Origin of the sequence: Cryptosporangium sp. NPDC051539 (assembly GCF_044454545.1) — a bacterium.
In the GTDB taxonomy this organism is placed as follows: Bacteria; Actinomycetota; Actinomycetes; order Mycobacteriales; family Cryptosporangiaceae; genus Cryptosporangium.
Window position 1 is genome coordinate 425,609 of record NZ_JBITDV010000006.1, and the last position, 25,243, is coordinate 450,851.

A 25,243-nucleotide genomic window follows, 5' to 3' on the forward strand; every position below is an offset into this window, starting at 1 on the left:
GCGCCGCTCACCCCCGACTGCTCGACACAGAGATCCCGGAGTTGATCCCGATGCGAAGCCAGCTCCTCTCCGCCCGCGCCGCCGCCCTGTTCGCCAGCGACCTGTCCACCGGTTCCCGTCCGGGCCGCGCCGCCGTCGACGCCGCGATCGCGACCTCGGTCCGCGCCTGCGGGGGAACCCGCGGCTGCGTGGCCACGATGGCCACCGCGTACGGGGACTGCCCGGAGCTCGCCGCCCCGCGCATGCGCTGGGCCCTCAGCCTCCTCGAGGAAGCTCCCCGGACGTTCGCCCGGCCGCTCGCCGCCTGATCCGTCCCCGGACCGGCGCCGTGCCGGTCACCGGCTTCGGCGGGCGGCCCGGTAGCGGCGGATCAGGGCGTTCGTCGAGGAGTCGTGGTCGAGGTCGTCCGACGACGACAGCTCGGGGACGATCCGCTGGGCCAGCGCCTTGCCCAGCTCCACGCCCCACTGGTCGAACGAGTTGATCTGCCAGATCGCACCCTGCACGAACACCTTGTGCTCGTACAGCGCCACCAGCGCGCCGAGCGTCCGCGGGGTGAGCTTCTCGACGACGAGCGTCGTCGACGGATGGTTGCCGGGGAACGTGCGGTGCGGCACGAGCTCGGGCGCCACACCCTCGGCGGCGACCTCCTCGGCGGTCTTGCCGAACGCCAGCGCCTCGGCCTGGGCGAGCACGTTCGCGATGAGCAGGTCGTGCTGGTCGCCCATCTCGTGCGCCGGGTGCAGGAACGCCAGGAAGTCGACCGGGATCAGCGTCGTGCCCTGGTGGATCAGCTGGTAGTACGCGTGCTGACCGTTGGTGCCGGGCGTGCCCCAGACGATCGGGCCGGTCTCGTAATCGACCGGCGTGCCGTCGCGGCGCACCCGCTTGCCGTTCGACTCCATGTCGAGCTGCTGCAGGTAGTCGGTGAAGCGGGAGAGGTAGTGCGCGTAGGGGAGCACCGCGTGGCTCTGCGCGTTGAAGAACTCGCGGTACCAGAGCCCGAGCACGCCCATCAGCACCGGCAGGTTCTGCTCCAGCGGCGCGGTGCGGAAGTGCTCGTCAACCTCGTGCATGCCGGCCAGGAGCTCGCCGAAGCCGTCCCGGCCGATCGCGACCATCAGCGACAGACCGATCGCGGAGTCGAACGAGTACCGGCCGCCGACCCAGTCCCAGAATCCGAACGTGTTCGCCGGGTCGATGCCGAACTCCTCGACCGCCGACAGGTTCGTCGAGACCGCGACGAAGTGCTTGGCGACGTCGGCGCCGTCTCCGATCTGGGCCACCAGCCAGTCTCGGGCCGCCCGGGCGTTGGTCATCGTCTCCAGCGTGGTGAACGTCTTCGACGCGACGATGAACAGCGTCTCGGTGGCGTCGAGGTCCTTCACGTTCGACGCGAGGTCGTCGCCGTCGACGTTGGAGACGAACCGGCAGGTGATCTGCGGGTCGGAGTAGGGCTTGAGCGCCTCGTAGGCCATCCGCGGGCCGAGGTCGGAGCCGCCGATGCCGATGTTCACGACCGTGCGGATGCGCTTGCCGGTGGAACCGACCCACTCGCCGCTGCGCACCCGGTCGGAGAACGACCCCATCCGCCCGAGCACCTCGTGCACCAGCGGGACGACGTCCTCACCGTCGACCGTGATCGACGCGCCGGCCGGAGCGCGCAGGGCGACGTGCAGCACGGCCCGGTTCTCGGTCGTGTTGATCTTCTCGCCCCGGAACATCGCGTCCCGGTGGCCCTCGACGTCCGCGGCCCTGGCCAGTGCGAGCAGCGAGTGCAGCGCGGAGGTGTCGACGCGGTGCTTGGAGTAGTCGGCCACCAGGCCCGCGGCCTCGACGGTCATCGCGTCGGCCCGGCCCGCGTCCGCGGCGAACAGTTCGCGCAGGTGCGTGCTTCGGAGCCGATCGGCGTGCTCGCGGACCGCGGTCCACTCAGGTGTCGCGTCGATGTCGACAGTCTTCGGGGACATGGTCGTGCCCTCCCAATGCTCTGCGTTTTCCGGGCCTACGTTAGTCGTGCCCGTGAGGCGAAGACTTACCGCGACTATTGCCTACGAAGGTCTTCACAAAAGGTTCACCGATCGAGAGGGCCTGCTGTCCGAGTGCCGCGTGGATCAGTTCGGGGGCGTCCGGGCGGCCGTGCAGCCAGCCCTGGTTCTCGTCGCAGCCGTGATGGGCCAGTACCGCGGCCTGGTACTCGTGCTCGACGCCTTCGGCCACGGTGGTCAGCCCGAGGGCGTGCGCCATGCCGGTGATCGCCGCGATCACCGGGGCGCCGGTGTCCTGGGGCTTGATCGTCATCACGAACGAGCGGTCGATCTTGAGGATGTCGGCCGGCAGGTGGTGCAGCCGGCTCAGCGACGAGTAGCCGGTGCCGAAGTCGTCGATCGCGATCCGGACGCCGTCGGCCCGCAACCGGCGCAGCACGTCGAGCGCGACCTGGGAGTCGGCCTCCATCGTGCTCTCGGTGACCTCCAGGACCAGGCGGTCGGCCGGCAGCCCGGTGCGGATCAGCACGTCGACGACCTGCTGGTAGTAGTCGGGCTGGTGCAGTTCCCGGCCGGAGACGTTCACGGTGACCTTCGCCGCGACCGCGCGGGGCCAGGCCGACGCCTCCCGGCACGCGGTCTCCAGCACCCAGTGGTCGAGCCGGGTGATGAAGCCGGTGCTCTCGGCGATCGGGATGAACTCGGCCGGCGAGACCGGCCCCTTGCCCGGGCGGGTCCAGCGCAGCAGCGCCTCGGCCCCGGCGACCAGGCCGGTCTTCGCGCTGACGATCGGCTGGTAGACGACCGTGAACTCGTTGTTGGCCAGCGCCGAGCTGAGCATCACCCAGCCCTCGCCCCCGGCGTCCCGGCTGAACGTGCGGCCGCCGCCGGTGCTGCGGGCCTCGTAGAGCGCGAGCTCGGCCCGTCCGGCCAGGATCGACGGCGTGTCTCCGGTCTGCCAGGACGCGAGGCCGGCCGAGAAGCCGGGCTGGGTCGCGCGGAACGCGTCCAGCTCCCGGGTGAGCTGCCCCGACGTCTTGCCGGCGGCGATCACCGCGAACTCGTCCGCCCCGTGCCGGGCCATGCTCGCGTCCGGACCGCCGTGCGCGAGCCAGTCCCGGGCGAACGCCTGCAGCCAGCGGTCACCCTCGGCGCGGCCGCGCTGTTCGTTGACCGCCGCGAAGCCGTCCAGGTCGATCATCGCGACGGTCAGCGTTCCGCCACCGCGTTCGACGTCCGCCAAGGCCTCGTGGAGGGTCCGGTCGAACCCGCGGCGGTTCGGCAGGCCGGTGAGCCCGTCGACGTCGGCTTCCGCCGCCGCCCGGACCAGCCAGCCGGTCACACCCGCGATCAGCAGGTTCAGGCCGATCAGCGTGGTGACGGCACCCCAGGGGTACGCGTCGAACGCCAATTTGGACGCCACGATCGAGGCGACGACCAGGGCTTCCATCACGCACCCGGCGGTCCAGTCGAAGAAGAAGAACACGTACATCGACACGACGAGGTAGAGGCAGCCGGTCAGCGTCGCCTCGTACTCGCCGCGGTGCATCCAGACGCCGAGGCCGACGAAGACCAGCGTCCCCAGGTTCAGCCCGTAGAACACGCGCTGCGGCAGGTGCCGGCCGAACAGCCCGACGAGGAGCCCCATGACGAGCGAGCCGCCCGCCAGCGCGGCCGAGGCGGGCAGGTCCCGATGCGGTTCGGCCAGCAGCGGCGTCAGCACTCCGACGGTCCCGCCGACCACGTAGCAGGCAGCGGCGGTCGACGCCATGGCCGGACCGGTGGCGATGACCGACGGTCGAAGCCGGCGTCGGGGTGTTCGGGCCGACCGCCTCAGCTCAGCGCTCATCCAACCTCCGTGATCCGGGCGGACCTTTCCAGCGTTCCCGGCGTGGGGAGCGGGACGGGTGCAGCCCGGTTGCGGGAAGGTTGCACCTTATGTAACTAAAGGACCGGTTTCCCGGGTCAAGGCGAGGAGGAGGTCACGGGTTTCGGCCAGGTCGGCGGCGTCCAGGCGGCCCTCGTACAGCGAGGCCGACGCGGTGCCGTCGGCGGCCCGGGTGACCGCGATGACTCGCTGCGGGTGCAACCCGTCGGCGTCCAGGGCGGCCCGCCATCGGCGCCCGTCGGCCCGGACGCGGTCGAGTGCGCGGGGGAGCTGGCCGATCGCGCCCATCAGCGTGGCCTGCTCGCGGGTGGTCGTGTCGCTGTCGGTGCGCTCGAGGTCGGCGAAGATCGCCCGCACGTAGGCGCGGGTGAGGCGGCCGGGTGCGGTGTCGGCCGGGTCGATCTGGGCGTCGACGGCGGCGTCGAACTGCGCGATCAGATCGTCGGCCAGCGCCGTGAACAGCGCCTCCTTCGAGGGGAAGTGGTGCAGCAACCCCCCCTTGGAGACACCGGCCTCGCGGGCGACGACGTCGAGGCTGACGGTGGCTCCGTGGGCCAGCACCGCGCGGGCGGCGGCGTCGAGCAGGGCGCGGCGGGTACGCGCCTTGTCCCGGATGGGTCCGGATCCCGCCATCGGGCTCCTCGGGGGTCGTGGATGTGAGATCAGACGATACTCAGGTGCTAACCGACCGTCTGGACGGTACGTTAATCGTCATGACTCCGTTGGCTCCGATCCGTCCGGCCGGTCGCCGGGAGTGGGCCGCGCTCGCCGTCGTGACGCTCGCCGTCGTCGTGCTGGCGATCGACGCGACAGTGCTCTCGCTCGCCGTGCCCGCACTCACCGCCGACCTCGCGCCGTCGGCGACCGCGCTGCTGTGGATCGGTGACGTCTACTCGTTCGCGCTGGCCGGCCTGCTGGTCACAATGGGCACGCTGGCCGACCGGATCGGCCGCAAGCGCCTGCTGCTGATCGGCTCGGCCGGCTTCGTGCTGGCATCGCTGCTGGCCGCGTTCGCGCCGACGCCGGGCTGGCTGATCGTCGGGCGGGCGCTGCTCGGCGTCGCCGGGGCGACGCTGATGCCCTCGACGCTCTCGATCATCCGCGGCCTGTTCCTCGACGCCCGGCAGCGGACGACCGCGATCGCGATCTGGTCGGCGGCGGCCGGCGGGGGTGCGGCACTCGGACCGCTGGTCGGTGGAGCGCTGCTCGAGCACTTCTGGTGGGGCTCGGTGTTCCTGCTGAACGTGCCGGTGATGCTGCTGCTGATCGGGTTCGGCGCGGTGCTGCTGCCGGAGTCGCGGGACCCGCGCCCGGGGCCGTTCGACCTGGTCGGGGCCGCCTTGTCGGTGGTGGGGATCGTCGGGCCGGTCTTCGCCGTGAAGCAGACGGTGTCGCACGGGGTCTCGCCGGCCGCGGCCGTGGCGGCACTGCTCGGCGTCGTCGCCGGGGTCGCGTTCGTGCGGCGGCAGCGGCGGGCGTCGTCGCCGTTGATCGACGTGCGGTTGTTCGCCCGGCCGGCGTTCACCGGGGCGGTCGTGGCCAGCCTGCTGGCGATCTTCGCGTTCAGCGGCCTGTTGTTCTTCTTCTCGCCCTATCTGCAGCTGGTGCGGGGTGACAGCCCGCAGGTCGCGGGGGCGCGCGAGTTACCGGCGACGCTCGCGTCGATCGCGGTGGTGGCGGTCGCCGGGTGGCTGGTCTCCCGCTGGGGGCGGGGCCGGGTGATCGGTGGCGGCCTGCTGCTGGCCGCGGCGGGCTTCGCCGGACTCGCGGCCGCCGAGGGGCTCGCGCAGTTCCGGTGGCTGGCGCTGGCCCTGGTGTTGCTGGGGCTCGGCGTCGGCCTCGCGTTCACGCTGACGACGGACGCCGTGCTGGCGGCGGTTCCGGCCGATCGGGCCGGGTCGGCGTCGGCGGTGGCGGAGACCGCGTACGAACTCGGGGTGGCGCTGGGGATCGCGGTCCTCGGGAGCGTCCAGACCGTGCTGTACCGGCACGCGTTACCGGAGGGGACCGACGCGGCGGTGCGCGAGTCGCTGGCGAGCGCGGCGGCCGGCGCGGAGTCGGCGGGCGACGTGTCGCTCGGTGCGGCGCGCGCCGCGTTCGTCGACGCGATGCAGGCGACGTCGCTGATCGCGGCGGTGCTGCTGGTGGCCGCGGCTGCGGTGGCCTGGCGGGTGATCCCCTCCGCCGCTGAGCCGGCTGGGGCGGCGCTGGCCGGGCCTGGGCCTGCTGGGCCTGGGCCTGCTGGGCCTGGGCCTGCTGGGCCTGGGCCTGCTTGGGTTGGGCCGCCTGGGGCCGCGCCGCCTGGGGCTGGGCCTGGGCCTGCTGGGTCTGGGCCGGCTGGGCCTCCTCTGGGCGGGCCGGACCGGGCGGGGGTCGCTGCGGCCGGGCCGGCGGAGCGGCGGAATGATTCGGCGGCGTGACGCTCGTGGAGATCTGTGTGGACGACGTGGCCGGGGCCCGGTGCGCCGAGCGGGCCGGGGCCGACCGGGTGGAGCTGTGCTCGGGCCTGGCCGAGGGCGGTGTGACGCCCAGCCTCGGGCTGGTGCGGTCGGTACTCGCCGCGACCGGGCGGATCGGCGTCCGGGTGCTGGTCCGGCCCCGCGGCGGCGACTTCGTCTACGCCGCCGACGAACTCGACGTCCAGTGCGAGGACCTGCGGTTGCTGCCGCTCTCCGACCCGCGGGCCGGCGTCGTCGTCGGAGCGCTCACGCCGGACGGGGAGATCGACGTCGCCGCCGTGCACCGGCTCCTCGACGCGGCCGGGAACAGCGAGGTCACGTTCCACCGGGCCTTCGACGCGACCGCTGACCCGCAGCGGTCGCTCGACACACTGATCGACCTCGGGGTCGACCGCGTGCTGACGTCAGGCGGCCGCCGTAGCGGGCTCGAGGGAGCCGAGGTGCTCCGCGATCTCGTCCAGCGCGCGGGAGGCCGGATCGCGGTGATGGCGGGCGGGGGAGTCCGCCCGGACGGCGTCCGCGAACTCGTCGGCCGTACCGGCGTACCCGAAGTCCACCTCCGGGCCACGGAGCCCGTGCAGTCCGCTGCCCGGTTCGTCAACCCCGCGCTGCCCTACGACGAGGGCCACCGGCTCGTCACGTCCGGCAACGTCATCCGCGACCTGCTCGCCGAACTCGACCGCTGAGTCCTCGACCGCTGAGTCCTCGACCGGCCGGCGGCGGTTCCGGACGATCCGGGTGGCCAGCACGAAGACGCCGGGAAGGGCCGCCACCAGTGCGAAGAGGCCGTAGACGACGGCGATCGTGAGGCCCTCGTCGGCGCCCAGGCCCATCGCCCCGAACGCCCAGGCGCAGAAGCCCTCCCGGGGCCCCCAGCCACCGACGCTCAGCGGCAGCGCCATCACGACCAGCGCGAGCACCATCAGCGGCAGCAGCGACCCGATCGGTGCGTCCGACCCGGCCGCCCGCGCCGCCAGCAGGAACGTCCCGAGGTGCGCGGCCACGATCACCGCCGACGAGAACCCGACCCAGAGCCAGTTGCGCTGCGCCAGCAGTCCGTGCCGGACGTCCCGGCCGACCGCCGCGGCCTTCCGGCGCAGGCCCGGCCGCGACACGACGACCGCGATGCCGGCGAGCACGACCCCGCCGAGCACCGGCAGCAGCGCGCTCGGCACGTGCTTCCAGACGAACAGCAGCAGCGCGGGGTTGCCCAGCAGCACCGCGCCGCCGATCGCGAACATCGCGATCTGACCCGCGAATCGCTCCAGCACGACCGCCCGGACGCCCCGCCCGACGTCCCCGGTCTCGCGTCCGTTGCGCACGGCCCGGTGGACGTCGCCGAGCATGCCGCCCGGCAGCGTCGCGTTCAGGAACAGCGACTGGTAGTAGTCGGCGACCGCCGTCTTCAGCGGCAGCGTGATCCCGAGCCCACGGGCGGCCAGGCACCAGCGCCAGGCACTGGCCACGGTGGCGAGCAGCCCGATGCCGAACGCGGCCAGCAGCATCCCGACGTTGATGACCCGCAGACCGTCGAGGAAGGCACTGGACCCCAGACGCCAGAGCAGCACCGCCAGGATGGCCGCTCCGCCGAGCGTCTTGGCCCAGCCCCAGACTCGTTGCTTCATGACGTTGCCCCGTTGGATGTGGTCGTCGCCCCGTGCGGCAGGGCGAGAAGGTCGGTGTGGTGGACAGTGACCCGGAGGTCGCCCGTGGCGAGGGCGTCGAGCCGCCGGTTCAGGTAGGAGGACGCGTCCAGGTCCGGACGCCGTTCCGCGGCCGCCGCGACCCAGCCGCGCAGCCACTCGTCGAGGAGTGCGGCGCGGTCCGGCCCGAGCAGCCACGGGCTCGAGCTGACCTGCACGACGGCGCCGCGCTCGGTGAATGCCCGGACCGCGTGGTCCACGGCGTCCGGGCCGAGGAGCTCCCGGCCGGCGACGTGGTGGCGGAGATGGTCGGCGAACCCGGCGGCGAACTCGGCGTCCAGCGGGTCGGCCGGGCTGAAGTCGACGCCCCCGGTCACCGAGAGCGTGAGCAGCGCCGGGCAGCCGGCCGACAGGCAGGCCGCCGCGAGCCGGTCGAGCTGGCCCCGGCTCAGCAGGTCCAGCAGCGCCGACGCGGTGACCAGCGACGTCGAGAGCAGGTCACCGGCGCTCAGTTCGGTGAGGTCGGCGTGCCGGGTCATCACGGTGACCGCCGACCCGTCGGCGGCGACCGACGCGGCGGTCCCGGCGGCGAACGCCAGCAGTTCGGCGTCGTGGTCCTGCAGGATCCAGCGCTGCGGGCCGGGCAGCAGCGGAGCCAGCCAGCGCTGCATCGAGCCGGTGCCGGTGCCGAGGTCCCGGATCAGCAGGTCGGCCGGCGCACCCGGGCGGGCCAGCCGGGCCCGCAGCGGCTCGAGCAGGTCGTGCGCACGGGCCGCGGCGTCCGCCGGCTCGCGCAGGCCCAGCCACGACGACGCATAGCGCGGCGCCTCCGTGAGGGTCACCCGGTCTCCGCTCGTGTTCATCGCTGGCCTACTCCGACGAACGGCTGCGAGGCGTTGACGGTTCGAACGCCGACCGGAGAAGTGACCGCGCGTCCGGCGGCGTCCGCCCGGTGCAGGAAGCGGATGTCGCGAGCGAACGACCAGCCGACCACCGCGAGGGACAGGCCGACGAGCGCGGCCGCGGCCGGCGTCGGCAGAACGCCGGACGCGGCGGCCACCAGGACGAAGCCGAGCGCGGCGGCGATCGCGCTGCGCGACTGACGGCGGGGCAGGTCGCCGCGGAGGAACGGCAGGAACCAGCCCGCCGCGACGTACGCGTACCGGAGTGCGCCGATCGCGATCACCCAGACTCCCAGCGACTGCGCGAGGTAGAGGCTGAGCACCAGGGCCAGGATCGAGTCGACCTCGCCGTCGAAGCGGCCCCCGAGCGCGGTCGCGGTGCCGGTCCGGCGGGCGACCTGGCCGTCGATCCCGTCCATCAGCCAGGCGACGAACGCGATGACGACGAGCGCCCAGCGGTGGTCGGGCCCGCTGAACGACTCCGCCGCCAGCGCGGTGACCCCGCCGACCAGCGTGCAGCGGGCCAGCGTCACCGCGTTGGCCGGGCCGAACGAGGTCGCTCCGGTGCGGTGCAGCGCACCGGAGAGGAACACCCAGGTCGCGATCCCGAAGATGACGCCGGCCAGCCACCCGGTGGTGCCGAGTCCGACGCTCGCGGCCAGACCGCCGAGAACGCCGAACTGCGCGACCACTCCGAGGACGGGACCGACGACCGGACCCGTCGTGCTGACTCGAACGTCGACCGTCACTGATCCACCCGTTTCGCCCAGGCGCGGCGTTGTGTCGCGCGCCGGGAAACACGGGGCTGGGAGCCAGAAGGTTCAGTGGTTCGAGTCAGACAAGCGACAGAACCCGGCCGAGGCCCCGCGGGCCCGTCGCCGCAGGCCGGGGCAGCAGGAACACGTGCATGCCGGCGGCGATCGCTCCGGAGTCGGTGAGCGGGTTGTCGCCGACCATCAGACACCGCTCCGGAGCGACGTCGAGCTGGTCGCAGGCGGCCAGGAAAACCGGGACCGCGGGCTTGCACATGCCGTGCTGGAACGACATGACGACGGTGTCCACGTAGGCCATCACGCCCAGCTGTTCCATCGCCGGACGCAGGTCGAAGCCGGTGTCGCTGACGATGCCGATCTTCGTGCCGCGCTCGGAGAGCGCCCGCAGCGTCGGCACGGTGTCTTCGAACGCCTCCCAGGAAGCGGCATCGACGGTCAGGGCGTAGAGCCGCTCGCTCAGACCGGGCGCGAGGTTCTCGCACCCGGCCGCGGTGTAGAGCGCGGTCCACACGTCGTGGTGCTGGCCGGTGGAGAGGTCGCGACCCTTGGCCATCTCCTCGGCCGTGCTGCTGGTGTCGAGGACACGCTTCCAGACGTCGGCCACTTCTCCCGGGTCCAGCGGGGCCAGGCCCAGGTCGGCGGCTGCGCGGTGCAGCAGCGTCTCGCCGCTGCCGGACAGCCGGATCAGCGTGTCACCGGCATCGAACAGGACTGCGTCGAACTGGCTCACGTCCGCGTCTCCTCCACTACGGCCCGAATCTCAGTGAATAGCACGCGAGCGGTGTCGTCCCAGTTCGGAAAGGATTCCGACCGGATCCTGGCCGCGGCGGCCATTGTCCGGCGGCGCGGCTCGTCCTCGGCCAGGGTTCGCAGGGCGTCGCCGAGGGCCCGCACGTCTCCCGGCGGCACCGCGAACCCCTCGACGCCGTGCCGGGCCAGGTGCGGGAGGTTGCCCGCGTCCCAGCCGACCACCGGCAGGCCCTCCGTCATCGCTTCGCTGTACACGGTTCCGTACGGTTCGCGCAGGCTGGCCAGCGCGAACACGTCCGCCGACCGGTAGTGACCGACCACCTCGGCCGGCGTCAGGAGGCCGTGGGTCCTGACCCGGCCGTCGAGATCCGGCCGGTTCAGCCGGGCGCTGACCTTCGCCGCGTACTCCGGGTCGACGTTCGGATCGCCCACCAGGTGCAGGGTCACCGCGTCCGGTGGCAGCGACGCGACCGCCTCCAGCAGGTCGAGCAGCCCCTTGCGCTCGACCCAGTTGCCGACCGAGAGCACCGCGATCTTCCGCCCGTGCCGCAGATCGCCCTGCGGGGCGACCGGCGCGTCGGCCGGGTCCCGGCCCGGGGCCACGACCCGCAGCAGGTCCGCCGGCATTCCCGACGCGCGGAGGGTGTCCGCCAGGTCCTCGCTGGCGATCAGCAGTCTCGACGCGAAGCGGTAAGCGCGCCGGTCGAGGACCTTCTGGACGTACCGGCGCACCCCGGTGTGGTCGATGCCGCCCGGAGGCTGGTGGAGCATGCCGACGATCGGGGGCAGGCCGCGGCGGGGCAGCCACGGGCCGAGGTAGGCGGCGGCGATGCTGTCGACGAGCAGCGCGTCCGGCTTCCGGTCGACGAGCGCGGCGAGCAGACCGCGGCCGGACGCGACCGAGGCCGGGAACGATTTTTCCGGGACCGAGACGAAGTCGAGGCGCGCGTTGCTGGCGGCTGCTCGATCGGCGACGCGCCGGTGGTAGAGGTACCCACCGGTCATCGTCGCCGGGTCGCCGAGGGTGAGCAGCGCGACCGTGAGGGGCTTCAGGCCAGCACGCCCGAGTAGCCGCCGAACTCGGTCGCGTTCTCGTAGACGCGGACCGCGAGATCCGCGCCGGGCGCGTTGATCGTCGCGCCGATCCGGCCGTGCACCCAGAAGGCGAACGACTCGACGGTGACGGCCTCGGTGCCGAGCTCCGGGGCGATGATCGCGTCCAGGTCGGCGTCGTCGAGCCGGTTCGTGAGCTCTTCGAGCGCGCCGACGAGGACGTCGAGGTCGACGACCATGCCCTTGTCGTCGAGCTCGTCGCGGGAGACGACCAGCGTTAATCGGTAGTCGTGGGAGTGCCGTTCGCCTTCCGGTGGCGGCATGTCGGGCATGACATGGAATGCGCGGACCTCGCGCTCGGTGCCGGTTTGGTACATGCCGTTATTTGTACCGGAGGGCCACGTGCAGAACTCCGGCGTCACCGCGATCGAGGGTCGCGTAGGCCTCGGCGGCGTCCTCGAAGGGGAATTCGGTGGTGGCCAGATCACGGAGCGGGAGCGCGTCGAGGAGGTCGCGGGCGGCCTCGCGGCGGCGCGCGTTGGTCCAGCGGCCCTGGGCGGCGTAGGGGATCGTCGAGACCTGGCTGCTGCGGATCGTGAGGCGGCGGCGATGGAAGTGTTCGCCCAGCGGGAGCGGGACCGGCTTGGTGCCGTACCAGGAGCCGACGAGCGCGGTGCCTTCGTGCCGGAGCAGTGCGAGGCCGGTGGCGAGCGCCGTCGGGGCGCCGGACGTCTCGACGAGCAGGGAGACGCCGTCGCCGACCCGATCCGCGAGCTCGTCGGGGTGCGCGGTCGGCAGGCCGAGTGACCCCGCGAGCGCGCGGCGGGCGTCGCGCGGCTCGGCGGCGACGACGTGGGCGCCGGCCCGGGTGAGGAGCAGGGACGTGAGCAGCCCGATCGCGCCCAGGCCCAGCACGACGACGGTTTCCCCGAAGACCGGGCCGGCGTCCAGGCTGAGCTGGAGCGCGGTCTCGACCAGCGGGAACATCGTCCCGAGCCGGGGGTCGAGGTGGTCGGGAAGGACGACGACGTCGTCCGCGGCGGCGGCGAACCGGTCCTGGTGCGGGTGGAACGAGAAGACGGTCCGGCCTTCCAGCGTGCCCTGCTCGACGAGGCCGACGCAGCTGTAGCCGTACTGGAACGGGTACGTGAATCCGCCGTCGGCGAGCGCCGAGAGGGTCTCGTCCCGCTCGGTGTCGGGGTTGAGCTCGCCGCGGTAGGCGAGCAGTTCGGTGCCGGCGCTGATGCCGGAGTAGAGCGTGCGGACGAGGAGGTCGGCCGGTTCCGGAGCCGGGACCGGCCGGATCTCGACGGCACGAGGAGCGGTGAACCAGACGGCGTGGACGGTCATGGGGCCATGATGCCCAGTTGCGGTGATGCCCAGTTGCGGTGATGCCCAGTTGCGGTCCGGCCAGCCGGAGTCGGCCGGCGAGTTCTCCGCGGACAGGCGCCGGATCTCGCGGGTCCGCAGGTCGACCGGGCCGGGCGGTTCGTTACGCGGCGCTGCTCGAGTCGCAGGGGGCGGACTCCCCGAAGTGACCGGCCGGCGGCGTCACGACCCGCGCCGGATCGCGCGCGACCGTCGTCCGCAACAGCACCAGGCCCAGCACGGAGCAGCACGCGGCGGCCCCGAACGCGGCCCGGTAGCCGCCGAGGGCGGCGGCCTGGCCGACGACCAGCCCACCCAGGCCGGTGGCGACGTCGAAGAACATCGTGAACGTGGAGACGGCGGCGGCCTGCTCGGATTCCTTGACCCGGCTGATCACCAGCGCCATCAGACCCGGGTACTGGAACGCTATCCCGGTGCCGAGCGGCACGATCCCGACGTAGATCCAGAGCGGCGACGGCGCCGCGGCGATCACGACCAGCCCGATCACGACGCCGACCGTCGCCAGCGTGCCGGCCCGCACCGCGCCGATCCGGTCGGGGAGGCCGCCCGCGAACATCCGGGTCGCGAGCACCACGATCGAGTACAGCAGGAACATCCACGACGGGTTGGCGCCGTGCAACTCGTCCACGTAGAGCGGGATGTAGGCGTTGAAGGCGACGACGCCGATGATGCCGAGGGCCAGCACCGCACCGGGCCAGAGGGCCGCGGAGTGGAACCGGGGTGCGTTCTCACCCTCGCTGCGGGAGCGGTGGTTGGCGACCAGCAGCATCGGCAGCGTGCAGACGAGCTGCACGCCCCCGGCGACGACGAACGTCGGTCCGACGCCGAAGGCGTCGTAACAGGGCTGGCCGATCACCGGCCCCAGGCCGATACCGAGGTAGGGCGCCACCGAGAAGTAGCTGGACGCCTTGGAGCGGTGATCCGGGTGCGCGGTCGCCATCACGCGGGCGATGCAGGCGACGAACATCACCGCGAGCGCCGCACCGCTGAGCAGCCGGAACACCAGCAGCGCGGGCAGGTTGCCGGCCAGCGCGTACAGGGCGGTGGCGACCGCGCCGACGAACCCTCCGACGAGGACCAGGGGCTGGAACCCCAGGTTCTGGATCGCGCGCGCGGTGAACGGGCGCACCATCACCGCGGAGACCGCCATGATCCCGACGACGACGCCGATCGCCAGGTCACCGCCGCCGAGGTCCTGGACGAAATACGGCAGGACCGGCAGCGTCATGCCGAGTGAGAGGAAGGCTCCGAGGGCGGCGACGAGGAGAAGGACGAATTCCTTGGTGATCAGTCGTTCGGTGGACCGGTCACGCAGTGTCGCCATTCGAACTCTCTCCGCCCCTCGAATCCCGCAATACCTCGCTCACCCTTGTATCCGTGGTGAGGACCTCCGGCGAAGTTCTGTGGTGCAGCTCACCGAACTGCCAGAAACCGGCGAACGCCAGCGCGGCCAGCGCGGCCGCGACGCCGCCGGCCAGGTCGAGGAGCCAGTGGTGGCCGGTGACCAGCACGTCGAGGCCGGTGGCGCCGGCGTGCAACCAGGCGAGAGCGCGGAGCCACCAGCGTGCGGTGACCGCCGCGACCGCGAGCGCGCACCAGACCGCCCAGCCCACGTGCATGCTCGGGAACGCGGCGTACGCGTTCTCGGCCCCGGCTATGACGGGGGCGCCGGGGAGCCCGTCGACCAGCCGGGGAGGGGCGGTCGGCCAGGCCCACGACACCGCGACGCCGATCAGGCTGGCGGCCACGAACGCGGTGCGGTAGCGGCGGTAGGCGTCCGGGCGGAACAGGACGAGCAGGCCGAACACGACGAACGGCACCGTGAAGTGGCCGATGACGTAGTAGGCGTTGGCGACCGCCTGGCGGGTTTCGTCGCGCGCCCACCAGGTGCTGAGCGCGTTCTCGCGGTTCAGCCCGATCGCGGCCTCGACGGACCGGAGGGTCCTGGCGTTGGTGACGGCGGCGCCGGCGCGATCGGCGGAGCCGGCGCCCACCGCGAGGTAGGCGCCGACGCCGAGCGCGACGATCGCGAGTTCGGTGGCGATCACGCGCACCCAGGCGCGCAGCGGCGCCGCCACCGCCGACGAGATCGTGTCCGTCGCCATCGCCACCTGGTGCCCTCCCCGGTTTCCGCAGGTGGGCGGTATCCCCCGTCAATCGACGCAATAACCGGGCGCGCGGTGTGACGTGTCAGGCAGTCGCGGGGACGTGGTGGGGACCGGGCGCCGGAACGGGCTTGCGGCCCAGGTCCGCGGTGGGCACGTGGGCGGTCTCGCGTCCGGAGGCGGTCGCGGCGGCGGAGATCACGCACAGCACCGCGAGGAAGATCGCGACCGGCAGCCAGCCTCCGCGGCCCTCACCGGCCAGCGCGGCTCCGACGGTCGGGGCGAATCCGCCGATCGCGAACCCGATCTGCGTCCCGATCGCCATCCCGGACAACCGGACCCGGGTGGTGAACATCTCGCCGTAGAACGCCGGCCAGGTCGAGTTCGGCGCGCTGTACACGACACCCGACAGCAGGATCCCGACCGCGAAGATCAGCAGCCAGTTCCCGTGCCCGATCGCCGACAGGTACGCGAACATCAGTGCGGCGAGCCGATCATCCGGCGCTCGGGCTGTGCCTGGACAGCTTCCACATCCTGTCGCGGGGATCGGATCCGGCGCCGATCGCCGCGATCCCGGGCGAAAAGCTGTTCTTCCTGCAGCTCGCGGACGCGCCCTACCTCTCGATGGACGTTCTGCAGTGGAGCCGGCACCACCGGCTGTTCCCGGGCCAGGGCGCGTTCGACCTGCCGGCGTTCCTGGCGCCGGTGCTCGCCGCCGGTTACGACGGGCCGCTGTCGCTGGAGGTCTTCAACGACGTGTTCCGCCAGGCCGACCCGGCCCGTACCGCGGTGGACGCCCGGCGGTCGCTGCTCGCCCTTCAGGACGCGGCCGAGCCGGCACCGGCGCTGGCCGGGCACGCGTTCGTGGAGTTGCTGGCCTCGCCGTCCGACGCCGACCACCTCGGCGGGGTGCTCGGCGCGCTGGGGTTCGCGCGGACCGGGCGGCACCGGTCGTAGCCGGTCGAGCGGTGGGAACAGGGGCGGGCGCGGGTGCTGGTGAACGCCGGTGGCGACGGGGGAGCGGTGGTCGGCGCGCTGGCGGTGGAGTCGGCCGACCCGCCGGCCGCGGCGCCGGGCCCAGCGGCTGCTCGCGCCGCTGCTGCCCCGGGAACGCGGCCCGGCCGAGGCCGACCTCGCCGCCGTGCGGGCACCGGACGGCACTCCGCTGTTCTTCTGCCGCACCGGCCCCGGGGGCTGGCCCGGAGACTTCGACCCGGTCCGGACGTCGACCGCGGGGATAGGCGTGGTGAGCATCGACCACATCGGGCTCTCGGAGCCGTTCGACCGGTTCGACGAGGCGGCGCTGTTCCACCGCGCGGTGCTGGGCCTCACCCCGGAGTCCGCCGACGAGTTCGCCGCCCCGTTCGGCCTGATCCGCGGCCGGGCCTTCGCCGACCGGGACCGGACCGTCCGCCTGGCCCTGACCGTCGCGAGGCTCCGGCGCGGCGACTGGGCGCCCGCGGTCGCCGAGCCGCAGTACGTCGCGTCCGCGGTCGGCGACCTGCTGGGCGGTCGCCTGTTCCTGCTCCTGGTGCAGCGCCTGGACGGCTACGACGGCTACGGCTGGGCCGACGCCCCGGTCCGGATGACCGCCCACCGTCGCAACCGCCTTGTGCGCACCGGCTGAACCCGTGAGACTCGCGGCGTGAAGACAGCCCGCACCGACGCGAGCGTCGACGAGTTCCTCGGCGCCGTGAGCGACGAGCGGCGGCGCGGCGACGCGATCGCCGTCCGCGACCTGATGGCCCGCGTCACCGGCGACCCGGGCGCGATGTGGGGACCCGGCATCGTCGGGTTCGGCGCGGTCCCGCTGCGCTACGCGACCGGCCGCGAGGTCGACTGGTTCGTGATCGGTTTCTCGCCGCGGAAAACGTCCACCACGCTCTACCTGGGCGAGGACTTCCCGGACAAGGACGCCCTGCTCGCCCGCCTCGGCCCGCACACCGTCGGCAAGAGCTGCGTCTACGTCAAGCGCCTCGACGCGGTCGACGCCGCGGTCCTCGAGGAACTCGTCACGGCGGCGGCCCGGCGCTAGCGTCGAGTCCGTGCCTACCGCGGACGCCTTCTTCCGGATCGACCAGCAGGTGAAGCTCCCCACGTGATCGACGAGGCCACGTTCGCCGACACGGTCGAGGCCCACCGGCGCGAGTTGCGGGTCCACTGCTACCGCATGCTCGGCTCGTACACCGACGCCGAAGACCTCGTCCAGGAGACGTTCCTGCGCGCCTGGAAGGGCCTCGGCACGTTCGAGGGACGCTCCTCGGTGCGGGCCTGGCTCTACCGGATCGCGACCAACGCCTGCCTCGACGCGCTCGCGTCGCGGCCCCGGCGGGTCCTGCCGCAGCACCTGTCGGGTCCGTCGGACCCGTCGGCCGGTTTTCCGCCGCGAACCGACGTCCCCTGGCTGCAGCCCTATCCCGACCTCGAGCTCCCGGCCCCGGACGACCCCGAGACGATCGCCGTCGACCGCGAGACGATCGCGCTCGCGTTCCTGGCCGCGCTCCAGTTCCTCCCGCCCCGCCAGCGCGCCGCGCTGATCCTCCGCGACGTGCACGGCTGGCCCGCGTCGGCCACCGCCGACGCGCTCGACCTGAGCGTCCCGGCGGTGAACAGCGCGCTGCAGCGCGCCCGCGCCACCCTCCGGACCCACCTGCCCGAACGCCGGTCGGACTGGCGGGCCGCGCCGCCCGGACCGGCCGAACAGCAACTACTGAACCGCTATCTGGACGCCGTGCGGCGCGCCGATCCGGCCGAGGTGGCCGAGCTGCTGGCCGAAGACGTCCGGACCACGATGCCGCCCTGGCCGATGTGGTTCGAAGGCCGGGACGCCGTGCGGCGGGCGCTGGAGTCGAGCTGGGATCCGGCCCGGCCCGGGTACGTGGGGGAGCTCGCGCCCCGTCCGGTCGGGGTGAACGGGCAGCTCGGCGTCGCGTCGTACGTCCGCAGACCCGGCGAGGCGGTGTTCCGGCCGTTCGCGATCGGCGTCTGCACGTTCGACGCCGGGCTGATCGGCGAGATCGTCGCGTTCCACGATCCCGGGCTGTTCGCGGCGTTCGGGCTGCCGCCGGAACTGCGCCGATGAGTTTTCCGCGCGGTTGCCGTCTCAACCGGGGTACGTACTCGTTCGGAGGAGACGAACCATGGCGAAAGTGCTCTACGGTGCGACGATGTCGGTCGACGGCTTCATCGCCGGCGTCGGCGGCGACATGTCCTGGATGCAGCCCTACCAGGGCCCGGACCCGATCGCCGACGAGCTGGTCGCGAACGTCGGGTCGTGCCTGATCGGTGGCGTGTCGTACCGCGGGGACGACCCGAACATGGGCACCGACAAGGAGGGCCCGTTCGGCGGGGCCTGGACGGGCGAGCAGATCGTCCTGACGCGGTCGGCGCCCGCCGTGGACGTCCCCGGCGTCACGTTCGCGGGCGACCTGGACACCGCACTCCGGAAAGCCCGCGCCGCCGCCGGCGACAAGTACGTCTGCCTCATCGGCGCCGACGTCGGCCGGCAGTGTCTCGACGCCGGCGAGGTAGACGACGTGCTGGTGTTCGTGGCCCCGATCCTGCTCGGCGACGGCGTCCCGCTGTTCCGGCACCTCGGCGGCACGAACATCCGGCTGGACCAGCCGCGCGTACACACCACGCCCCACGCGATCACCCTCTGGTACGAGGTGGTCCGCTAGGCACGCCCCGATCGGGCCCCAGTACGGTCGCCCGGTCCCCACCGAGCGATCCATCTGGAGGCAGACATGACGGCCGCTGCGACCCGGCGCCTGCCGTTACCCGGTACGTACAACGTGCGCGACGCGGGCGGGTACGCGACCGCGGGCGGCGGGGCCGTGCGTACCGGGCTGCTGATCCGCGCCGACGGTCTGGCCGATCTGGACGACGAGGGCCGGGCCCGGCTCGCCGCTCTCGGCGTCCGGACCGTGATCGACCTGCGGGAGGCGGTGGAGCTGGAGATCGCCCCGGACGCCCTCGGTGACCTGCCGATCACCTACCGGCACCTGCCGGCGTTCGCCGGTCTGGACGCCGCGGAGCGCCCGACGAGCCTGGCCGAGGCCTACGACCTGATGGTGGACCAGTGCGGCGACGCGCTCGCCGGCATCGTCGGCGCGCTGGCCGAGCCGGACGCGCTGCCCGCCGTCGTGCACTGCACCGCGGGCAAGGACCGCACCGGCACCGTGATCGCGATCGTGCACGCGCTGCTCGGGGTGAGCGCGGCCGACATCGAGCACGACTACGCGCTGACCGCGGAGAACCTCTCGACCGGGTTCGCCGACAAGATCCGGGCGACGATGCCGCCCGGTGAGCACACCGACGCGATGCTCAAGGACATGCTCGACTGCCCGCCGGAGCTGATCCGGGCGACGCTGGCGCGGATCGGCGACGTCGAGACGTACCTGCTGGCGCACGGCCTGGACCCGGCCGCGATCACCCGCCTGCGCGCCGCGCTGATCGCCTGATCCGAGGGCGCGGGCCGCGCCCCCGCGCCCCGGGCCGCGCGCCCGCACCCCCGGGCCGGAGTCAGCTCCGCAGGTGGTCGTCGCGGAACTCCGGGATTCCGGACGCGCCCGCGTCGAAACGCTCCTGCTCGAGCGTGCGTAGTTCCACCCGGCGGATCTTGCCCGAGATCGTCTTCGGGAGTTCGGCGAACTCGATCCGGCGCACGCGCTGGAACGGCGCCAGGTTCTCCCGGGCGTACACCAGGATCGCGTCCGCGGTCTCGGCCGTCGCTTCCCATCCGGCCGCCAGCACGACGAACGCCTTCGGCACCGCGAGGCGGATCGGGTCGGGCGCCGGCACGATCGCCGCCTCCACCACCGCGGGGTGTTCGAGCAGGACGCTCTCCAGCTCGAACGGACTGATCTTGTAGTCGCTGGCCTTGAACACGTCGTCGGTGCGCCCGATGTAGGTGATGTAGCCGTTCTTGTCGCGGCTCGCGACGTCCCCGGTGTGGTAGTAACCGCCGGCCATCGCGTCGGCGTTCCGGGAGGGGTCGTCGGTGTAACCGACCATCAGGTTCACCGGTTTCGCGGCGAGGTCGAGGCAGAGCTCGCCCTCGTCGGCGGCCTCCGAACCGGTGAGCGGGTCGACGAGCACGACCGGCACGCCCGGCAGCGGCTTGCCCATCGACCCGGGCACGACCTCCTGGCCCGGGGTGTTCGCGACCTGCACCGACGTCTCGGTCTGGCCGAAGCCGTCGCGGATCGTCAGGCCCCAGCGCTCCCGCACCTGGTCGATGACCTCGGGGTTCAGCGGCTCACCGGCGGCCACGACCTCGCGCAGCGACCCCGGGCCGCCGGAGAGGTCGGCCTGGATCAGCATCCGCCACACGGTCGGCGGCGCGCAGAACGTCGTGACGCCGGCCTGGCGGATCTGCTCCTGCAGCTTCGCGGCATCGAAGCGGGTGTAGTTGTAGAGGAAGATCGTGGCCTCGGCGATCCAGGGCGCGAAGACGTTGCTCCAGGCGTGCTTGGCCCAGCCCGGCGAGCTGATGTTGAGGTGGACGTCGCCCGGCTGCAGGCCGATCCAGTACATCGTCGAGAGGTGGCCGACCGGGTAGCTCACCTGGTTGTGCTCGACGAGTTTGGGGCGGCTCGTGGTGCCGGACGTGAAGTAGACCAGCAGCGTGTCGTCCGGGGTCGTGAGGGTTTCGCGCCGGGTCCCGGGCATACCGGCCGCCTCGCCGAACGACCGCCAGCCCGGGGCCCCACCGACCGCGAGCTTCCCGTAGGTGCCCGGCACCGAGGAGAACTTCGCGGTGTCCGCCGTGTTCGCGATCACGTAGGCCGCGCCGCCCCGCGAAATCCGATCGACCAGGTCGGCCGGGCCCAGCGCGGTCGTCGTCGGCATGATCACCGCGCCGAGCTTCGTGATCGCGAGCACGGACTCCCACAGCTCGACCTGGTTGCCGAGCATCAGCAGCACCCGGTCGCCCTTGCCGACGCCGTCCGCGGCCAGCAGGTCGGCCAGCCGGTCGGAGCGGGCGACCATGTCGTCGAACGTGTACTTCGCCTCGGAGCCGTCCTCCTCGACGATCCACAGCGCGATCCGGTTGTTGCCGCGCGCGTAGGCATCGAACCAGTCGATCGCCCAGTTGAACCCGTCCGGGAACGTGGGCCAGCGGAACTCGGCGACGGCCCGGTCGTAGTCGGTGCGGTGCCGCAGGAGCAGGTCGCGGGCCTCGCGGTAGATCTCGGTCCCAGACATCTCGGTCCCAGACATCTCGATCGCAGACATCGTCGTCGCCTTCCGGTTGGGTGCGCCTCGCGCACCCTACGAATACCGCGCACCGGCAAACACCCCCGAGCGGGGGTGACGCGGCCGTAACGGGTCCGGGCCGGGCGATCGCGGTTACGCGGAGGCGAGACGACCGGCGAGCGTCAGGGCCCACCGGCGGGGGAGGACCCGGGCCACTGCGGTGGCGATCCGGTTGGTGCGGCCGGCGACCGCGCTCGGCGCGCGGCCGTCGAGCGCACGCAGCGCGCCGGTGACGACCTGTGCCGGGCTCTGCCACACGCCGCCGCCGGCGTCCCGGGTGCCGACGACGTCGAAGAACTCGGTCTCGGTCGCGCCGGGGGAGTAGGCGAGCACCCGCACCGGGGTGTTCCGCAACTGGTAGGCCAGCGCTTCGGTGAAGTTCAGCACGTACGCCTTGGTCGCACCGTAGACCGGCATCGACGGGGTCGGGCCGTACGCGGCGACGCTCGCGATGTTCAGCAGGACGCCCCCGCCGGCGATCAGGTCCGGCAGGAACGCGTGGCTGAGGTCGGTCAGCGCGGCCACGTTCACCAGGATCTGGTCCGCGGACCGGGCGGGGTCCTCGTCGACGAACGGTCCGTACGACCCGAACCCCGCGTTGTTGATCAGGACCTGCACCGGTCGTCCGACCGCCTCGTGCAGGGTGCGGCCCGCGTTCGGCTCGGTCAGGTCCAGGGCGACGACGTCCACCCGGACGTCGTGGGAGGCGCGCAGTTCGGCCGCGAGCGCGTCCAGCCGGTCCTTGCGCCGGGCGACGAGAACGAGATCGGCCCCGCGGGCGGCGAGCCGGCGGGCGAATTCGGCGCCGATGCCGGCCGATGCGCCGGTGATGAGGGCGGTTGTGCCGTGGTAGTCCATGACCGGGAAACTAGGCAGTGTCAGGATTCTTGTCAATGACAAGATGGGAGTAGGATCCCGGTGTGAAGGAGGGCGCGTACCACCACGGGAACCTGCGGGCCGACCTGCTCGCCGCGGCTGAAAAAGCGCTGGCCACGGTGGGAGCCGAGGGCATCTCGCTCCGCGGGCTGGCGCGCGATCTCGGGGTGTCGCACGCGGCCCCGAGCCACCACTTCCGCGACAAGCAGGCCCTGCTGGACGCGCTGGCCGTCGACGGGTTCACCCGGCTGGCCGACGCGACCTCGGCCGCGGTGCGCGGCGGCTCCCTGCGTGAGCGGCTGGACGCGATGGCCCGGGCCTACATCGGGTTCGCGACGTCGCACGAGGAACTGCTCACGCTGATGCTGGGCACCAAGCACCACCCCGACGCCAGTGCGGCCCTGGCCGCGGCGGCGGCCCGGGGGTTCCAGGTGGCCCTCGACCTGGTCTCGGAGGGTCAGGCCGACGGCGAGATCCGGGCCGGCGACCCGTACACGCTGGCGATCGTCGCGTCGGCGCAGGTACACGGCGTCGCGGCGATGATGGCGCGGGGAATGTTCGCGGGGGTGCCGGCCGAAGAGGCGATCGTCACTACGGTCGATCTCCTCCACCGGGGCCTTTCCGGGGACGAATAACCCCTGCACGCCGTTGGAACCGGTGAGGACCGGTCACCGCGGTGACCGGTCCCCGTGTCGTCTGACGGAGTTCGGGGGGATAACCCAGGCATGGTCGAGTGGTTGCTGGTGCTCGCGGGGTTGCTGCTGGTCGCGGCCTGCGGAGTGTTCGTCGCGGCCGAGTTCGCGTTCGTCACCGTGGACCGGGGTGCGGTCGACCGGGCCGGGGTCACCGGGGTGCAGGCCGCGCTGCGGACGCTGTCGACGCAGTTGTCCGGGGCCCAGGTCGGGATCACGATCACGAACCTGGCGATCGGTTTCCTGGCCGAGCCGTCGATCGCGTCGCTGCTGTCCGGGCCGCTGGGAGCTCTGGGGCTGTCCTCCGGCGCGGCGACGGGCGTGTCGGTGACCGTGGCCCTGACCCTGTCGACGCTGATCACGATGCTGTTCGGCGAGCTGGTGCCGAAGAACATCGCGATCTCGAGGCCGCTCGGCACCGCGATCGCGGTCGCGCCGCTCCAGCGCGGGTTCACCCGGCTGCTCTGGCCGCTGATCCGGCTGCTGAACGGGGCGGCGAACACGATCCTGCGGCGAATCGGGATCGAGCCGCAGGAGGAGTTGTCGTCGGCCCGGGCACCGGAGGAGCTGATCTCGCTGGTCCGCCGGTCGGCGCAGCTGGGGACGCTGTCCGGCGAGACCGCCCGGCTGGTCGACCGCACGCTCGCGCTCGGCAAGCTGACCGCCGCCGACGTGATGACGCCGCGGAGCCGGTTGACGGTGGTCGGGGCTTCCGATCCCGTGCGCTCGGTGCTGACCGCGACCGGAGCGACCGGACATTCGCGGTTCCCGGTCGTCGGCGACGACATCGACGACATCGTCGGGGTCGTGCACGCGAAGCACGCCGTGTCGGTGGCGCGCGACCGGCGGTCCGAGGTGGCGGTGCGGGTCGTCATGCAGACGCCGGTGTTCGTCCCGTCGACCGTGCCGGCCGACGACCTGCTGCCGCAGTTGCGGCGGGAAGGGCTGCAGCTGGCGGTCGTCGTGGACGAGTTCGGTGGCACCGAGGGGATCGTCACGCTGGAGGACCTGATCGAGGAGATCGTCGGCGAGGTCGCCGACGAGCACGACCGCTCCCAGCCGGCCGGGCTCCGGCGCCGGGCCGACGGGTCGTGGGTGCTCTCCGGCCTGCTGCGGCCGGACGAGATCCGGGAGCAGACCGGTCTGCCGGTCCCGGACGGCCCGGAATACGACACGCTGGGCGGTTACCTGACCGTCCGCCTCGGCCGCCTTCCCCACCAGGGCGACGTCGTCGAGCTCGCCGTTTCCGCGCCGGGCGAGTCACCGGACACCGACGGGGAGCCGGGGCGGATCCGGCTCGCGGTCGACCGGATGGACGGCCGTCGGGTCGACCGCGTGGTCGTCGCGTCGCCGGGCCCGGGCGGCACTGCAAGCACTGCAAGCACTGCCGGCGGGGCCGGCGGGGGTGCCCGATGAGCGACTGGGCCGCAGTCGCGCTCACCGTCGGGTTGCTGCTGGCGAACGCGTTCTTCGTCGCGGCCGAGTTCGCGCTGATCTCGGCCCGGCGGACGTCGATCGAGCCGCTGGCCGTGGCGGGGTCGCGCGCCGCCCGGACGACGCTGCGGGCGATGGAGAACGTCTCGCTGATGATGGCCGGTGCCCAGCTCGGCATCACGATCTGCTCGCTCGCGCTCGGCGCGGTCGGCGAGCCCGCGATCGCGCACCTGATCGAGCGCCCGTTCGGGGCGCTGGGGATGCCGGACGACCTCCTGCACCCGGTCGCGTTCGCGATCGCGCTGTTCCTCGTCGTGGGCCTGCACGTGGTGATCGGCGAGATGGTGCCGAAGAACATCGCGCTGGCCGGTCCGGACCGGGCCGCCCTGCTGCTGGCGCCGCCGCTCGCGATGGTCGTGGTCGCGCTCAAGCCGGTGATCGTGACGCTGAACGCGATGGCGAACGGCATCCTGCGGCTGGTGCGGGTCGAGCCGAAAGACGAGGTGACCAGCGCGTTCACCCGGGACGAGTTCGCCGACGCGGTGACCGAGTCGCGCCGGGCCGGACTGCTCGAGCACGCCGAGCAGACGCTGCTGACCAGCGCGCTGTCGCTGGACGAGCGGACCGTCCGGCGGGTCGCGCTGCCGCTGGCGTCGCTGGTGACCGTGCCGCGCTCGGCCACGCTGGAGTTCGTCGAGGACGTGGCCGCGCGGACCGGGTACTCGCGGTTCCCGGTCGTGGACGGCCTCGGGTCGCCGACCGGCTACCTGCACCTCAAGGACGTCGTCATCGACACCGAGACCGAGGGCGTCCCGTACGACGCCGAGATCCCGGCCGACCTGGTCCGGGCGCTGCCCACCGTCTCGCCGGACGCGAGCCTGCGCGAGGGCATCGCGACGCTGCGCAGGCAGGGCGCGCACCTGGCCCGGCTGGAGGGTTCGGCCGACCTGGTCGCGCTGGAGGACATGCTGGAGGAGCTGGTCGGCGAGATCCACGACAGCGCCCACACCTGAGCCCCGGCCCCCCACAA

The 25,243-nt window shown here is 72.8% G+C and carries 23 protein-coding genes and 3 pseudogenes; 11 read left to right on the forward strand and 15 right to left on the reverse strand.

The genetic code is table 11. The features are described 5' to 3' along the window. The first annotated feature begins 50 nt into the window (after positions 1-50). Positions 51-308, forward strand: a complete 258-nt coding sequence (locus ACIBZJ_RS21085; protein WP_395931998.1) for a hypothetical protein — start codon at positions 51-53, stop codon at positions 306-308. Positions 309-335: 27 nt separating this feature from the next. Here ACIBZJ_RS21085 and pgi read toward each other — a convergent pair whose 3' ends face one another. The 3 genes from pgi to ACIBZJ_RS21100 all read right to left on the reverse strand — a co-directional run bounded on the left by pgi (position 336) and on the right by ACIBZJ_RS21100 (position 4,509). Continuing rightward, positions 336-1,970, reverse strand: coding sequence for a glucose-6-phosphate isomerase (gene pgi / locus ACIBZJ_RS21090; protein WP_395932000.1), 1,635 nt, complete (start codon positions 1,968-1,970; stop codon positions 336-338). 40 nt (positions 1,971-2,010) lie between these two features. Then, the gene (locus ACIBZJ_RS21095) at positions 2,011-3,837 is read right to left on the reverse strand and encodes a putative bifunctional diguanylate cyclase/phosphodiesterase (protein WP_395932002.1); all 1,827 of its coding nucleotides are present in this window, start codon (positions 3,835-3,837) and stop codon (positions 2,011-2,013) included. Positions 3,838-3,924: 87 nt separating this feature from the next. Then, a complete protein-coding gene (locus ACIBZJ_RS21100) occupies positions 3,925-4,509 on the reverse strand; it encodes a TetR/AcrR family transcriptional regulator (RefSeq protein WP_395932004.1) in 585 nt (194 codons plus the stop codon). Between the two features lie 80 nt (positions 4,510-4,589). Here ACIBZJ_RS21100 and ACIBZJ_RS21105 point away from each other — a divergent pair, with 80 nt between their 5' ends. Together ACIBZJ_RS21105 and ACIBZJ_RS21110 are read left to right on the forward strand one after the other, a co-directional pair. Further along, positions 4,590-6,296: an MFS transporter gene (locus tag ACIBZJ_RS21105; protein ID WP_395932006.1), complete on the forward strand. Its 1,707-nt coding sequence runs from the start codon at positions 4,590-4,592 to the stop codon at positions 6,294-6,296. Continuing rightward, positions 6,293-7,021, forward strand: a complete 729-nt coding sequence (locus ACIBZJ_RS21110; RefSeq protein ID WP_395932008.1) for a copper homeostasis protein CutC — start codon at positions 6,293-6,295, stop codon at positions 7,019-7,021. Before ACIBZJ_RS21105 ends, ACIBZJ_RS21110 begins: the two co-directional genes overlap by 4 nt. Before the next feature lie 81 nt (positions 7,022-7,102). On the opposite strand, the pseudogene ACIBZJ_RS21115 reads toward ACIBZJ_RS21110, so the two are convergent. From ACIBZJ_RS21115 to ACIBZJ_RS21160, 10 genes and pseudogenes are all read right to left on the reverse strand, one after another. Beyond that, a pseudogene (locus ACIBZJ_RS21115) lies at positions 7,103-7,960 on the reverse strand (YbhN family protein); the annotation flags it as partial. Then, entirely contained in the window at positions 7,957-8,820 is an 864-nt protein-coding gene (locus ACIBZJ_RS21120) for an SAM-dependent methyltransferase (RefSeq protein ID WP_395932010.1), read from the reverse strand. The pseudogene ACIBZJ_RS21115 and the gene ACIBZJ_RS21120, both read right to left, overlap by 4 nt. 17 nt (positions 8,821-8,837) lie before the next feature. Further along, positions 8,838-9,629: a CDP-alcohol phosphatidyltransferase family protein gene (locus ACIBZJ_RS21125; protein ID WP_395932012.1), complete on the reverse strand. Its 792-nt coding sequence runs from the start codon at positions 9,627-9,629 to the stop codon at positions 8,838-8,840. An 85-nt stretch (positions 9,630-9,714) separates the two neighbouring features. Continuing rightward, the gene (locus ACIBZJ_RS21130) at positions 9,715-10,383 is read right to left on the reverse strand and encodes an HAD family hydrolase (RefSeq protein ID WP_395932014.1); all 669 of its coding nucleotides are present in this window, start codon (positions 10,381-10,383) and stop codon (positions 9,715-9,717) included. Then, complete coding sequence (locus ACIBZJ_RS21135) at positions 10,380-11,408, reverse strand: glycosyltransferase (RefSeq protein ID WP_395932016.1); 1,029 nt, start codon at positions 11,406-11,408, stop codon at positions 10,380-10,382. Before ACIBZJ_RS21135 ends, ACIBZJ_RS21130 begins: the two co-directional genes overlap by 4 nt. 44 nt (positions 11,409-11,452) lie before the next feature. Further along, positions 11,453-11,833 (reverse strand): 6-pyruvoyl trahydropterin synthase family protein, encoded by a 381-nt coding sequence (locus ACIBZJ_RS21140; protein ID WP_395932018.1) that lies wholly within the window; start codon positions 11,831-11,833, stop codon positions 11,453-11,455. Positions 11,834-11,837: 4 nt separating this feature from the next. After that, on the reverse strand, positions 11,838-12,806 hold the full coding sequence (locus ACIBZJ_RS21145) for a zinc-binding alcohol dehydrogenase (RefSeq protein WP_395932020.1): 969 nt from the start codon (positions 12,804-12,806) through the stop codon (positions 11,838-11,840). Between the two features lie 142 nt (positions 12,807-12,948). Next, positions 12,949-14,169 (reverse strand): MFS transporter, encoded by a 1,221-nt coding sequence (locus ACIBZJ_RS21150; protein WP_395932022.1) that lies wholly within the window; start codon positions 14,167-14,169, stop codon positions 12,949-12,951. After that, positions 14,153-14,950 carry a phosphatase PAP2 family protein gene (locus tag ACIBZJ_RS21155; protein WP_395932304.1) on the reverse strand — a complete coding sequence of 266 codons (798 nt, stop codon included), beginning with the start codon at positions 14,948-14,950 and terminating at the stop codon, positions 14,153-14,155. The genes ACIBZJ_RS21150 and ACIBZJ_RS21155 overlap by 17 nt, the downstream gene beginning before the upstream one ends. Positions 14,951-15,035: 85 nt before the next feature. Continuing rightward, positions 15,036-15,437, reverse strand: a pseudogene (locus ACIBZJ_RS21160) (MFS transporter); the annotation flags it as partial. Between ACIBZJ_RS21160 and ACIBZJ_RS21165 the strand changes: the two are divergent. The 5 genes and pseudogenes from ACIBZJ_RS21165 to ACIBZJ_RS21185 all read left to right on the forward strand — a co-directional run. Next, positions 15,431-16,577: pseudogene (locus ACIBZJ_RS21165) on the forward strand (TIM barrel protein); the annotation flags it as partial. The pseudogenes ACIBZJ_RS21160 and ACIBZJ_RS21165 sit on opposite strands and share 7 nt — an antisense overlap. Before the next feature lie 18 nt (positions 16,578-16,595). Next, positions 16,596-16,985 carry a DUF1801 domain-containing protein gene (locus tag ACIBZJ_RS21170; RefSeq protein ID WP_395932024.1) on the forward strand — a complete coding sequence of 130 codons (390 nt, stop codon included), beginning with the start codon at positions 16,596-16,598 and terminating at the stop codon, positions 16,983-16,985. Between the two features lie 63 nt (positions 16,986-17,048). After that, entirely contained in the window at positions 17,049-18,032 is a 984-nt protein-coding gene (locus ACIBZJ_RS21175; RefSeq protein ID WP_395932026.1) for a sigma-70 family RNA polymerase sigma factor, read from the forward strand. Positions 18,033-18,090: 58 nt separating this feature from the next. Further along, complete coding sequence (locus tag ACIBZJ_RS21180; protein ID WP_395932028.1) at positions 18,091-18,630, forward strand: dihydrofolate reductase family protein; 540 nt, start codon at positions 18,091-18,093, stop codon at positions 18,628-18,630. A gap of 66 nt (positions 18,631-18,696) precedes the next feature. Further along, entirely contained in the window at positions 18,697-19,413 is a 717-nt protein-coding gene (locus tag ACIBZJ_RS21185; RefSeq protein ID WP_395932029.1) for a tyrosine-protein phosphatase, read from the forward strand. Positions 19,414-19,474: 61 nt separating this feature from the next. Here ACIBZJ_RS21185 and ACIBZJ_RS21190 read toward each other — a convergent pair whose 3' ends face one another. Together ACIBZJ_RS21190 and ACIBZJ_RS21195 are read right to left on the reverse strand one after the other, a co-directional pair. Continuing rightward, a complete protein-coding gene (locus ACIBZJ_RS21190; protein ID WP_395932031.1) occupies positions 19,475-21,160 on the reverse strand; it encodes an AMP-binding protein in 1,686 nt (561 codons plus the stop codon). A gap of 144 nt (positions 21,161-21,304) precedes the next feature. Then, positions 21,305-22,069 carry an SDR family NAD(P)-dependent oxidoreductase gene (locus ACIBZJ_RS21195; protein WP_395932033.1) on the reverse strand — a complete coding sequence of 255 codons (765 nt, stop codon included), beginning with the start codon at positions 22,067-22,069 and terminating at the stop codon, positions 21,305-21,307. Positions 22,070-22,131: 62 nt separating this feature from the next. Between ACIBZJ_RS21195 and ACIBZJ_RS21200 the strand changes: the two genes are divergently transcribed. The 3 genes from ACIBZJ_RS21200 to ACIBZJ_RS21210 all read left to right on the forward strand — a co-directional run bounded on the left by ACIBZJ_RS21200 (position 22,132) and on the right by ACIBZJ_RS21210 (position 25,226). After that, the gene (locus ACIBZJ_RS21200) at positions 22,132-22,722 is read left to right on the forward strand and encodes a TetR/AcrR family transcriptional regulator (RefSeq protein WP_395932035.1); all 591 of its coding nucleotides are present in this window, start codon (positions 22,132-22,134) and stop codon (positions 22,720-22,722) included. 90 nt (positions 22,723-22,812) lie between these two features. Then, complete coding sequence (locus ACIBZJ_RS21205) at positions 22,813-24,195, forward strand: hemolysin family protein (RefSeq protein ID WP_395932037.1); 1,383 nt, start codon at positions 22,813-22,815, stop codon at positions 24,193-24,195. Continuing rightward, positions 24,192-25,226, forward strand: a complete 1,035-nt coding sequence (locus ACIBZJ_RS21210; RefSeq protein WP_395932039.1) for a hemolysin family protein — start codon at positions 24,192-24,194, stop codon at positions 25,224-25,226. Before ACIBZJ_RS21205 ends, ACIBZJ_RS21210 begins: the two co-directional genes overlap by 4 nt. The last annotated feature ends 17 nt before the right edge of the window (positions 25,227-25,243 follow it).